The organism is Streptomyces sp. 12E, assembly GCF_055633275.1.
The window spans coordinates 2,542,310-2,553,759 of sequence record NZ_JBVNCJ010000001.1 but is presented as its reverse complement, the minus strand read 5'-3'; the positions used below and the strand labels follow the sequence as shown (position 1 = coordinate 2,553,759).

9 protein-coding genes are annotated in these 11,450 nt (G+C 74.6%); 1 reads left to right on the top strand and 8 read right to left on the bottom strand.

Annotation, left to right across the window (positions count from 1 at the left end):
* Nucleotides 1-2: 2 nt before the first annotated feature.
* From ACZ8ZB_RS11945 to ACZ8ZB_RS11925, 5 genes are all read right to left on the bottom strand, one after another.
* Nucleotides 3-2,531: a serine/threonine-protein kinase gene (locus ACZ8ZB_RS11945; RefSeq protein WP_470737690.1), complete on the bottom strand. Its 2,529-nt coding sequence runs from the start codon at nt 2,529-2,531 to the stop codon at nt 3-5.
* A 22-nt stretch (nt 2,532-2,553) separates the two neighbouring features.
* Nucleotides 2,554-3,873, bottom strand: coding sequence for a hypothetical protein (locus tag ACZ8ZB_RS11940; RefSeq protein ID WP_470737689.1), 1,320 nt, complete (start codon nt 3,871-3,873; stop codon nt 2,554-2,556).
* A gap of 64 nt (nt 3,874-3,937) precedes the next feature.
* A complete protein-coding gene (locus tag ACZ8ZB_RS11935) occupies nt 3,938-4,987 on the bottom strand; it encodes a glutamate ABC transporter substrate-binding protein (RefSeq protein WP_470737688.1) in 1,050 nt (349 codons plus the stop codon).
* Nucleotides 4,988-5,016: 29 nt separating this feature from the next.
* Entirely contained in the window at nt 5,017-6,450 is a 1,434-nt protein-coding gene (locus ACZ8ZB_RS11930; protein ID WP_470737687.1) for a hypothetical protein, read from the bottom strand.
* A gap of 247 nt (nt 6,451-6,697) precedes the next feature.
* The gene (locus ACZ8ZB_RS11925) at nt 6,698-7,783 is read right to left on the bottom strand and encodes a mechanosensitive ion channel family protein (RefSeq protein WP_470737686.1); all 1,086 of its coding nucleotides are present in this window, start codon (nt 7,781-7,783) and stop codon (nt 6,698-6,700) included.
* A gap of 314 nt (nt 7,784-8,097) precedes the next feature.
* Between ACZ8ZB_RS11925 and ACZ8ZB_RS11920 the strand changes: the two genes are divergently transcribed.
* Complete coding sequence (locus tag ACZ8ZB_RS11920; protein WP_391962203.1) at nt 8,098-8,634, top strand: HNH endonuclease; 537 nt, start codon at nt 8,098-8,100, stop codon at nt 8,632-8,634.
* A 73-nt stretch (nt 8,635-8,707) separates the two neighbouring features.
* On the opposite strand, the gene ACZ8ZB_RS11915 is transcribed toward ACZ8ZB_RS11920, so the two are convergent.
* Genes ACZ8ZB_RS11915 through ACZ8ZB_RS11905 form a run of 3 tightly spaced genes read right to left on the bottom strand, consistent with a single transcriptional unit; the run spans nt 8,708 to nt 11,450 of the window.
* The gene (locus tag ACZ8ZB_RS11915) at nt 8,708-9,313 is read right to left on the bottom strand and encodes a hypothetical protein (RefSeq protein WP_470737685.1); all 606 of its coding nucleotides are present in this window, start codon (nt 9,311-9,313) and stop codon (nt 8,708-8,710) included.
* Nucleotides 9,310-10,650: a hypothetical protein gene (locus tag ACZ8ZB_RS11910; protein WP_470737684.1), complete on the bottom strand. Its 1,341-nt coding sequence runs from the start codon at nt 10,648-10,650 to the stop codon at nt 9,310-9,312. The genes ACZ8ZB_RS11915 and ACZ8ZB_RS11910 overlap by 4 nt, the downstream gene beginning before the upstream one ends.
* Nucleotides 10,647-11,450 (bottom strand): ABC transporter ATP-binding protein, encoded by an 804-nt coding sequence (locus ACZ8ZB_RS11905; protein WP_470741465.1) that lies wholly within the window; start codon nt 11,448-11,450, stop codon nt 10,647-10,649. Before ACZ8ZB_RS11905 ends, ACZ8ZB_RS11910 begins: the two co-directional genes overlap by 4 nt.

Genomic DNA, 11,450 nt, shown 5'->3' with positions numbered 1-11,450 from the left:
AACTACACCCACGTCCGGGGGCGGTAACGATTGGCACGTTCCACCAGGTCGATCCTCTCCTCGCCGCTGCGCGCCAGCCGGGCCAGCGTGCGGTACGAACGCTCCAGGCCGAAACGGAGGCCCCGCTCGTCCAGACCGCTGCCGAGCAGCGTCCGTCCCCCGGCGGCGGGAGGGGCGGAACCCCGGCCCCCGGAGAGTACCCAGTCCAGCCCGCAGCCGAGGACCTCGGCCGACAACAGCTCGCGTCGCGCCGGGTCCAGACCGTACGCCTCCAGGGCCTCGACCTGCCCGGCGGCGGCGGTCAGGTCGTCCAGGAACGGTACGTCACCGGCGGCGGCCGTACGCCCGCGCAGCCGCGCCCGTACGGACGCCACCCGCGCGGCCGTGTAGTGGATGGAGGACTCCGGCACCGACACCAGCGTCCGTACCGCGCCGCCGCGGTCCCCGGCCGCCAGCCGCACCCGGGCCAGGCCGAACGCGGCGCTCACATGGCTCGGGTCGGTCGCCCACACCAGGCGGTAGTACTCGGCGGCGTTGTCCAGCTGGCCCAGCACCTCCGCGCACACGCCGAGCGCCAGCTTCGGCGCGATCTCGCCGGGGAACGCGTCGTAGACCGCGTCGAAGGCGAGCGCGGCGCCCTCGTGGTCGCCGGTGACGAGCGAGGCCACCCCCCGGTACCAGACCACCCGCCAGTCGTCGGGGTCCTGCTCCTCCAGCGCGTCCAGCGCCGCCAGCGCGGCGGACCACTCGCCGGTCTCCAGCCGGGCGCGGATCTCGCGCAGCCGGGTCTCCACCGACGGGGCGGGGGCGGCGGCGAGCGCGTTGATCAGCTCACCGGGCGCGGACGTCAGCAGGCCCGCGAGGAGACCGGCGTTGGGGTCCGAGGGATGGACGTGCGGCACGGGCAGCGCGAGCGCGGCGGCCGGGCAGTCGACGGGTCTGACCGGGGCGGGGGCGCCGGCGGCGGGCGGGAGCGCGCGCGGCGTCCCCTTGCGGAGGCGGACCGGGCGGGCGCCGAGGCGGGAGACGTCACCGTTCAGCGCGGGGAACAACTCCGTGTCGGTCACCCGGAGTTCCGGACCGAAGAGGGTGGACAGCGCGGGACGGGCGCGGCCCGACTGCAGGGAGACCACCTCGCGCAGCACGCCCGTCAGCTGCTCGGTCATCTCCTGCGCGGAGGCGAACCGGCGGGCCGGATCCGGGTCGGTGGCACGGACCAGGAAGCGGTAGAAGGACTCGTACCGCCGGAAGACCTCGATGCCGTCCGGGTCGGGCAGCGAGTCCACGTGGACGTTCGTGTAGCCCTGGAAGTCGAAGGTGAGGACGGCGAGCGTACGGGCCACCGTGTATAGGTCCGACGCCACCGAGGGGCCGACGTCGGCGACCTCGGGCGCCTGGTAGCCGATCGTGCCGTAGATGGCCGACTCCTCGTCGTCCATCCGGCGCACCGCGCCCATGTCGATCAGCTTCAGCTGGTCCTCGGTCTGGATCGCGTTGTCGACCTTGAAGTCGCAGTACAGCAGGTTCCGGCTGTGCAGGTGGCCGAGCGCCTCGAGGGCCTCGATGCCGTACGCGCAGGCCTGCTCCACCGGCAGCGGATCGCGTCTGCCCTCCGGTGTGCGGCGGCCGTTGGCGATCTCCTTCAGCGACTTGCCGCCCAGGTACTCCATGACGATGTAGCCGTCGAGGGAGCCGGTGCGCTGGTCGAGGTGCTCCACGAAGTTGTAGATCCGCACGATGTTGGCGTGCTCGATCTCCGCGAGGAAGCGCCGTTCGGAGATCGCCGCCGCCATCGCGTCCTGGTCGCCCGTGTCCAGCAGGCCCTTCAGCACCACCCAGCGGTCCGAGACCGCCCGGTCCACGGCGAGGTAGACCCAGCCGAGGCCGCCGTGCGCCAGACAGCCGACCACCTCGTACTGGCCGTGCACGATGTCGCCGCCCCGCAGCTTCGGGACGAACGAGTACGGGTGGCCGCACTTGGTGCAGAAACCCTCCGTGCGCCCCGGCCGGCCGCCGCGGGCCCGGCCCACCGGCGCCCCGCAGTCCGAGCGCGAGCAGAACCGCTTCCGCTCGGGCACCTCGGGGTCGGCCAGCACCATCGTGCGCGGATCGGGGCGCGGGATCGGCGGCACCTCGACCAGACCGGCGCCGAGGCGGCCGCGGCCGGAGGAGCCGGCGCCCGCGCCGGAACCGCGCACCGACACCGAGCGGCCCGCGGTCCGGCCCGACACCGAGCGGGAGAGCCGTCCGGAGACCGAACGGCGGGACCGCGACGACTGGGACCGCGACGACTGGGACGAGGTGCGGGAACCGCGGCCGCCGGAGCGCCCGCTGCCCGCCGAGCCGCGCGATCCGCGGCCGTCCGCCGTGATGCCGGTCGGGGCCGAGCCGACCATGCCGGTCGGCGACACCACCGGGGCCAGGCCGCAGGTGTCGCAGTACAGCTCGCCGCCGCCGACGTCCTCGTACGCGCCGCCGCACCCGGGGCGCTGGCACCCGGCCCCGGCCGCCCGGTTCTCCGGTTCGCTCATGACGCGGCCTCCCCCTCCTCGCTCATGCGCCGGGCTCCCTCCGGTCGTCGGGCACGCCCTGGCCCGGTACCCGCGGCTCCGTGCCGAGGAGCTCCGCGGCCGCCTGCTGGTAGCGCAGCACCGCCCGGTCGGCGGCGCGCAGGTCGCAGGGCGCGCTCCACAGCATGCGACGCGCCTTCTCGTACCGCTCCACCAGGACGGGATCCTCCGCCAGGCCGTGCCGGGCCACCTTCGCCCGGTACGCGTCCAGCCGCCCGCGCAGCTCGGCGCGGACCGCCAGCGGCGCCGTCACCGCGGTCAGCGACTCACGGGCGCGCAGCAGTTCGTCCTCGGCCTTCCGTTCGAGGGACTCCAGGAGCGGGGACAGGCGGTGCCACTGGGCGTGCCTGCGGTACTCGGCGGCCGTCGACAGCTGCTCCTGCAACGCGGTCGGCGGTCCGCTGACCACCGGCACCTCCGTCGCGGCGATCTTCGCCAGCACCTCGCCGCGCGCGGTGCGGGCCTCGGCGAGGGTGCGGTCGGCGCGGGACAGCACGTCCCGCAGTCTGATGATGCGTTTCTCCGCGTCCTGGCGGACCGTCAGCACCGCGTCGATCTCCCGGCGCACGTCCTCCAGCGCACGTGCCTCGCGGTCGTAGACCGTGGTGTCGGGCCGTCCGCCGCCGGGCGCCGAACTGCCCTCCGCCCGCTTCCAGTACGCCAGCGGGTCGGACACCACCTGCTCGCGCAGCTTCGTCAGCGTGCGGGTGATCCGCTCCAGGTCGTCGCCCGCCGGATGCTCGCCCGGGCGCACGCCGACCGAGTGCGCGAGCCGGCCGGTGCGCTGCAGCTCGGCGGCGAGCAGGTCGATCCGGGCGGGCAGCGCCGACCACACCGCGTCGGCGGCGACGACCATGTCCAGCGAGGCCGCGTACAGCTCGTTCATGCGGTCGACGAGGGAGGCCAGCGAACAGCGTTCGCCGAGTCTGCCGGGGGCGGCGCCGAGGGCCGTCGCGGCGCCGCCCGCCACGGTCACCGCGTCGCCGCGCAGCAGCTCCGTCAGCTCCGCCAGGTCCTCGCGGCTGGACCAGCGGCGGCGGGACCGGATCTCCCGGGCCCTGCGCAGCGCGTCCGTGTACGCGTCGAAGTACGTCCACAGCAGGGTGATCGACGCCTCCGTGACCGTCCAGCGCTCCGCGGTGACGCCGGTGAGCCGCGCGCCCTCCAGGAGTCTCCGGCCCGCGTGGTCCTGCAGGGCGAGGAGCGAGGTCTCGATCGCCTCGTGCTCCGCGCCGAGCCGCGCCAGCGCACGGTCCACCTCGTCCCGGTCCATCACCGGCCCGGCGGGATCCGTGTCGGCCATCGGTCACCTCTCGCTGCGGGGTTGTTGACGGTTGGGGGAGTGCCCGGCCGGAGCCGGTCCGTGATCAGCTCTCGCGCAGGTACTCCGGGGCCGGGGGCCTCGACCCGGAGGAGTCGTCGCCCAGCGTGGCCGAGAGCCACTCGGCGTACGCGTCCTCCCAGCCGTCCGTGGTGTCCTCCCGGAAGTCCACCAGGATCCGGTTGACCCGGCGCACCAGGTCGTCCGCGTCCTTCCTCATCGCCACGCCGTAGTACTCGGTCGTGAAGGCCCCGCCCTTGAGCCGGACCGTCGGGTCCTGCGCGGCCTGGCTGGCCGCGAGCGCGCCGTCGGTGACCACCGCGTCGACCTCGCCGAGCTGCAGCCGCACCAGACAGTCCAGCTGGTTGGGGACGGTGGTGCGGATGTCGGTGGACGCCGGCAGCCTGCCCGCCTCCTTGTCCGCCTCCAGTTTCGCGTACGCGGTCGAGCCCGTCGCCGTGCAGATCCTCCGGTGCGCGAGCGTCTCGTCGTACCCCTCGACCGGTGAGGACTTCGGGGCCAGGACCTGCTGGCCCGTCCTGAAGTACGGCGCGGAGAACGCCACGTCCTCGATGCGGGCGCAGTTGATCGTCATCGTGCGGACGACCATGTCGACCCGGCCCGCCTTGATCGCCGGGATGCGCTGGTCGGTCGGGATCGCCTTGAACTGGACCGCGTCCCGGTCGCCGAGTATGTCCTCGGCTATGCGGTGCACCAGGTCGATGTCGAAGCCCTCGAGGGTGCCGCTCTCCCCGCTGTTGGGGTCGCGGTAGCCCCAGCGGTAGCTGTTCTGGTCGACCCCCACGACCAGTTTGCGCTTCTCCCCCCGGCGGTTCTTGATCTCCTCGATCGTGGGCCCGTCGGCGTCCGACGGGGACAGGGTCTGCTTCTCCGGGGCCGTGCAGTCCTCGTCCGCCTGGGCCCGCGCGGTGTGGGACACGCTCTGGCCGGCGGTCCTCGAGGGGGCGCCGGCCGGGGCGCCGGCGCAGGTCAGCACCAGCGCGAAGACCAGTGTCAGGGCGCAGGCGGTCGCCATCGCGCCCACGCCGCCCCAGCCCTTCAGGCGGGCCCGCAGGTGTCGTGCGATCGTCGTCATGGCCCCCTCCGGCTCGTTCACGCGTCCGTTCATCGGTACTCCGACAGCCTGCGGCCGATGCCCAGCACCGCGCCGGCCGCGCCCAGCACGGCGAGGACGGCCGCGCCGGCCGGCAGGCCCGTCAGCGCGTCCCGGCCGTCGCGGGCCGCCCGCCGGAACTCGTCCTCCTCGTGCGCGAGCGCCCTGGCCAGGTTCTCGTCGACGCTGTCGAAGCACTCGCCGGTCGAGCCCTTCGCGCCGATCACCATGTCCAGCGCCTGCTGGTAGTTGCCGTTCTCGTCCTGCTCGCGGGCCGCCGCGTGGCGCTTCCTCCACTCCGCCATGGCGCCCGACGCCGAGGCGACCGGCCGGGAGCCGCCGGCGTCGTCCGCGAGGCGCTCTGCCCGGGTCAGCCCTTCGGCGAGGGCGTCCATGTCGCGGCCGAAGTCGTGGTCGTAGGCGTCGAGCGTCTCGTCGCCCGCCTTCGTCGTCTCGGCGCCGCGGGCCACCAGGGTCAGGTTCTCGTTGCCCCTCGCCTTCAGGGAGGCGATGCGGGCGTCGTGCAGCACGTCGAGCGAGCGGACGCCGTGGTCGTAGGAGTCGTCGAGGCTTGACCGGGCGAGGGTGTGACCGGCCGTCAGCCAGAGGAGGACGACGGTGGTCGCCGCCGTCGCCGCCACCAGGCCGTGGTTGAGGACCCTGTTGGTGCGCAGGTAGGTGCGGCGCATGGCCCAGGCGAGGGCGGCGAGGGCGAGGACGCCGAGGGCGACGGCGGGCCAGGGATAGGGGGTCGCGTCCGCGTAGTCGTCGCGCAGGCGCTGGTTCTCCCTGGTGTAGAGGTCCTCCGCGGCCGGGAGCATCTCCTCCTGCATCTTCTCGTTCGCGTACCGCAGGTAGGCGCCGCCGACGGGGAAGCCCTGGCGGTTGTAGGTGCGGGCGCGTTCGACCAGGCCCTTGTACTCGGGCAGCAGGCGGTTGAGCTCGGTGATCGTCTTCGCGGAGGGGGAGCCGGGTTCCGAGTTGGCCGCGGCGTTGACGAGCTTCGCGGCGGCGGTGCGGATGTCCTTCTCGTAGCGGTTCCTGGAGGCGGCGGTCTCCTGACCGCCGGCCAGGAAGCCGTCGGCCGCGGCCGTGTTGGCGTCGGCGAGGGAGCGGTAGATGTCGGCGGCGTCCGAGCTGAGGGGCTGGCTGCCGGTGAGGACGTCGTCGGCGGCCGCGGCCCGGTCGGTCATCTGCCAGGCGGTCACCGTGCCGAAGGCGACGACGAGGGCGGCGAGGACCGCGCCGATGACGCGGAGGCGGCCGGGTTCGGTGGTGGCGGCCCTGCGGAGGCGGTCGACGCCCTCGGCGAAGGCGGTGCGGCGGGCCCGCGGCGGGGGCGCGGCGCCGGCGGGGGTGGGTCGGGGAGGCGCCGCCGGCAGCGTGGGCACGGGTGTGGGCGTGGTGGTGCCGGGTGGCGCCGTGCCGTTCGGCGTGCCTGTCATGCGACCTCCCCCATGGCCATCCCCTCGGGCAAGTATCGCCGCCGGGACCGGCGTGCGCACCGGCCTTGGCGCGATCTTGATCCGGTCGCCGCGCGACCGCCGGACGCTCCGCCCCCACCCTGCCCACGAACACGCCCGGGAAATCGGTTCGGTTCCCGCGTGACGTCCGGTCCGGCGGGGCGGCCGGGGGAGGGACGGGGAAGGGCGGCACCCGGGGATCCCGGGTGCCGCCCTTCGCGGCCGGCGGTTACTTCGTGGTGCTGGGCGGGGGCAGCGGGGACGCCGCCACCGACTGCGGGGAGACCGTGCTCGCGTAGACCGACGGGGGCGCGACGCCCGCCGCGGGGTCGGGGGCCTCCACGTCCTCCGTGGCCGTGGCCCCGCCGACGATGCGGATGCCCGCCGCGTCGAAGGCCCGCTTGACGCGCCAGCGCAGCTCCCGCTCCACGGTCAGGGACTTGCCCGGCATGGTCTTCGCCGAGAGGCGGATCACCATCGAGTCCAGCAGCACCGAGTCCAGGCCGAGCACCTCGACCGGGCTCCACAGGAGCTCGTTCCAGGGCTCCTCCTTGCCCATCTTCTCGGCGACCTCGCTCAGCGTGGCCTTCACCCGGTCCAGGTCCTCGTCGGCACGGACCGTCACGTCGACGCCCGCGGTCGCCCAGCCCTGGGAGAGGTTTCCGATGCGCTTGACCTCGCCGTTGCGGACGTACCAGATCTCGCCGTTGTCGCCGCGCAGCTTGGTCACCCGCAGCCCGACCTCGATCACCTCGCCGGAGGCCACGCCCGCGTCGATCGTGTCGCCGACGCCGTACTGGTCCTCCAGGATCATGAAGACGCCGGAGAGGAAGTCCGTCACCAGGTTGCGCGCGCCGAAACCGATCGCCACGCCCGCGACACCCGCCGAGGCCAGCAGCGGGGCCAGGTTGATCTGGAAGGTGCCGAGGACCATCAGCGCGGCCGTGCCCATGATCAGGAACGACGCCACCGAACGCAGCACCGAGCCGATCGCCTGCGAGCGCTGCCGGCGCCGTTCGGCGTTGACCAGCAGACCGCCGAGCGCGCTGCCGTCCACCGCCTGGCCGGTCCGGGACATCCGGTCGACCAGCTTGGTGATCGCCCGCCGCACCATAACCCTCAGCACCGTCGCGATCACCAGGATCAGCAGGACCCTGAGCCCGATCGCGAGCCACGTCGACCAGTTCTCCTCGATCCAGCCGGCGGCGTTGCTGGCGCTCTCCTGCGCGTCCTGGAGCGAGGGCACCCGTGGTGTCCCGGACTCCGAGGGCGTCGGTGACGGGTCGGCGGCCGACAGAACGGCGGACAAGGACACGGCAGGTACCTCCAGGTGCATGTCTGCCCCCGGCGCGGCGGTCAACATCTTCAAGGTCACGAATGGGTCACCGGTACGGGCAGAACCACCACACTAACGGGGCATTGTGAGCGGATCGGCGGCATCTGTGAAGAAGAGACCGGCCTCACCCGTGCTTGAACAGGCCATGATCCTGGGGATGAATCGGGATGTGGTCGAGAACACTCCCAGCCCGTTACCGGGACATGGTGGCGCGTCCACCAGGCATGAGGAGAGACTGGCCACGGATCGTCCCGGCGCGAGCCACGCGCCGCCGGCGTACAAGGAGGCCGTCCGTGCCGCATGTCCTGGTCCTCAACGCGTCGTACGAGCCGCTCGGCGTCGTACCGCTCCGCCGCGCGCTCGTGCTCGTCCTCGAGAACAAGGCAGTCTGCCTCGAGGAGACCGGCGCCCATCTGCACAGCGCGACCGTCACCGTCCCCGCACCCAGCGTGGTCCGGCTCAAGCGTTTCGTGCGGGTTCCCTACCGGGGGCCCGTTCCTCTGACCCGCAGGGCGCTGTTCGCCCGTGACGGGGGCCGGTGCATGTACTGCGGTGGCGTCGCGACCAGCGTCGACCACGTCATCCCGCGCAGCCGCGGGGGCAAGCACGTCTGGGACAACGTGGTGGCCTCCTGCCGCCGCTGCAACCACGTGAAGGCCGACCGCCACCTGTTCGAGCTGGGCTGGCGCCTGCGCCACAAACCCGCCCCGCCCACCGGTCTGGCCTGGCGGATCATCGGCACCGGCCACCGGGACCCGCGCTGGCTGCCGTACCTGCAGCCGTACGGCGCGGACGACGCGCTGGCCCGCATCGAGGGCATCTCCGCCTGACGGCGCGTCCGGGCCGCCCGGCCCCGGGGAACCCCCGTTCCCCCGGGGACGCGGCGAGCCCCCGCGCGGCGCGTCAGCCGCGCCGTCCCTCGGGCCGCGCCCCGCGTACGACGTACAGCGCCGAGCCCGCCACCAGGAGCACGACGGCGGTCACCCAGGCGGTGTGCTGCGCGGCGGGCTGCACCGGCCACGCCCACACCGGGACCAGACGGCCGCGCGCGCCCGCCGACCCCACGTACACGGCGCTGACGTAACCGAAGGCCGGCAGCCAGCTCAGCCGGGCCCCCAGCAGGGCGGCCGCGCCCGCGGTGAGGCCCGCGCACCCCAGGGTGTTGCGGACCATGGCCGCGGGGCCGAACGGGGAGGGGTGCCCGTACACGGTCGCCGCCAGCAGCAGCGCGGCGCAGCCGGTCAGCGCCGACAGATGGACCAGGCGCCGGCGCCACCAGGGGCGCACGGCGGTGCGGTCCAGCTCCTCGGACGCGCTGTGCAGGCCGGTGCCGATCACCGCCGCCGCGAACAGCGGGGCCAGCGCGACGACCGGGACCTGCCGGGACGGGTCCAGGTACGCGTCCAGGTTCCGGGCGCCCAGGACGGCGGCCGCGGCGGTCGCGACGAGCACCAGCACGGTGCGCGGCAGGACACGCGAACGGGCGTACAGGAGGAAGCCGTGCGTCACAGCTCCGGCACCCCGTTCCGGCCGCACTCGTCCCGCGTCGCGAAGTACGCCGACAGCCACGCGCGGCGCTCCTCGTCGCCCATCGACGCCAGCCGCTCGCGCGCCGCGAGCCGCTCCGCGAGCGCGGCGCGTTCGGCCGCGTCGCCCCGCGCGTACTGCTCGTCGAACTGCCGCCGCAGCGGGCTGGGGGCCAGGTAGTGCTCGACGGCGTCGTCCACGGCGGACACCCGCGGCGCCACCTCGTCGCAGTCCCCGCGGCCCTGCAGCGTCATGCCCGCCGACCACGCGTACTCCTCGGGATCGGTGAGCCGCCCCCGTACGACGGACCAGCCGATCGGTGTGATCATCGGCAGCTCCACCTCGTCCGGGCCCGGTCGGCCCGGCAGGTCCTCGAAGCGCACCGGCAGGTTCTCCACGCCCTCCAGCCGGCCCGTCATCCCGGACAGGGCCTCGGTGACCTGGGGGAGCAGCTCCTTGTAGCGGGCGTTCACGCAGATCTGCGGGGTGGTGGAGGTGTCGCACACCTGGCGCCGGGCGAGCGGAGCGGTGTGCCACAGGCCGTCGCCGGTCTGGACGAGCAGCGTGCCGGCGGCGGCCGCGGCCACCAGCGGCAGCAGGGCGACCGCGCGGCGGCGCGCGGTGCACGCGAGGACCGCGGCGGCCGTGAGACCGCCCGCCCACGCCGCCGTCGCCAGGGGCTGCCACCACACCGGCACGGAGCCGGGCGAGGCGTCGGTGAACGGCGACAGGTGCCGGAGGGGCCCGTGGTCGCCGTACCCGGCCACGCCGAGCACGACGTACCCGGCCGCGGCCAGCAGCGGCGCCGCCAGCCGCCAGGCCACCAGCCGGCCCACCACCTGGCCCGTCAGCGCGGCGCACGCCACGACGGCGGCGTCCCCGAGCGGCGTGCCCAGGTGGGGCCGGTCCCCCATGGCGCGGTACCAGGTGGCGAGCAGCGCGAGCGCGGTCGCGACGGCGTACCCGGCGACCAGCCACAGCGCGACCGGCAGGGCCGACGCGAGGAACGCCGTCGTCCGGCCGCGCACGGCCGTCGCCAGCAGCTCACCCGTACCGCGCCTGCGTTCCCGGCCGCCCTGCCAGCAGCCGGCCGCGAGAGCCAGCGGAACGCCGAGCAGCATCGCCGCCGTGTGCGCCTGGTCACGGGTCTCCGCCCAGCCGCCCTGCCACCGCTCCGACCCGGCCGCCAACGCCACCCCGAGCACGAGCGGCATCGCCGCTCCGGCCCAGGGGGCGAAACCGCGCACGGCCTCCGCCCGCAGCGGGTGCCGGGGCCGCCGGGCCCGCTGCCGCGGGGTCCGCTCCGTCACGAGGGTCATCGGAGCATTCCTCCTGGAGCCGACGCGCGGTGCGCCCGCAGCGCCGCCGTGTAGCCGCGCTCGATCGGGTGGTCGCCGGGGCCGCCCTCCGACTCGCCGAGCGCGGCGAGCGACGGCGGCGTCCCCCGGTAGGCGACCCGGCCCGCGTCGACGAGGGTGACCTCCGTGCAGGCCGCCGCGACGTCCTCCACCAGGTGCGTGGAGACGATGACGGTGGACGAGGCGCCCAGTTCGCGCAGCAGTTCGCGGAACTCCACGCGCTGTTCCGGGTCCAGGCCGGCGGTCGGCTCGTCGAGGAGCAGCACCCGCGGATCGTTCACGACGGCCTGCGCGATGCCGACCCGGCGGATCATGCCGCCGGACAGGCGGCGCACCTTCGTGTCGATGCGGTCGGCCAGGCCGACACGGGCGACGGCGCGCTCGACCGCGGCCGGGGCGCGGTCCGCGGGCATCTCCTTCAGCCAGGCCACGTAGGCGACGAACTCCCGCACCGTGAAGCCCGGGTAGTAGCCGAAGTCCTGCGGCAGGTAACCCAGGTGGCGGCGGACCTCGCCGCGCCGCCGGTGGTCGCGGGTGTCGTGGCCGAGGATCTCCACCCGGCCGCCGGACGGTTCGGCGACCGTGGCGAGGACGCGGATCAGGGAGGTCTTGCCGGCGCCGTTCGGCCCGAGCAGACCGTGCACGCCGGGGCCGAAGTCCAGGTCCACCGCGTCCAGGGCGACGGTCCTGCGGTGCCGGACGTGCAGGCCGGCGGTCCGGACGGTGGCGGCCGGCGCCCCGGGCACGGGACGGGGCACGAT

What these genes read in the sequence shown, in the direction of transcription:
- ACZ8ZB_RS11945 (WP_470737690.1), bottom strand. Translation starts at nt 2,531, where the DNA reads ATGAGCGAACCGGAGAACCGGGCGGCCGGGGCCGGGTGCCAGCGCCCC.
- ACZ8ZB_RS11940 (WP_470737689.1), bottom strand. Translation starts at nt 3,873, where the DNA reads ATGGCCGACACGGATCCCGCCGGGCCGGTGATGGACCGGGACGAGGTG.
- ACZ8ZB_RS11935 (WP_470737688.1), bottom strand. Translation starts at nt 4,987, where the DNA reads ATGACGACGATCGCACGACACCTGCGGGCCCGCCTGAAGGGCTGGGGC.
- ACZ8ZB_RS11930 (WP_470737687.1), bottom strand. Translation starts at nt 6,450, where the DNA reads ATGACAGGCACGCCGAACGGCACGGCGCCACCCGGCACCACCACGCCC.
- ACZ8ZB_RS11910 (WP_470737684.1), bottom strand. Translation starts at nt 10,650, where the DNA reads ATGACCCTCGTGACGGAGCGGACCCCGCGGCAGCGGGCCCGGCGGCCC.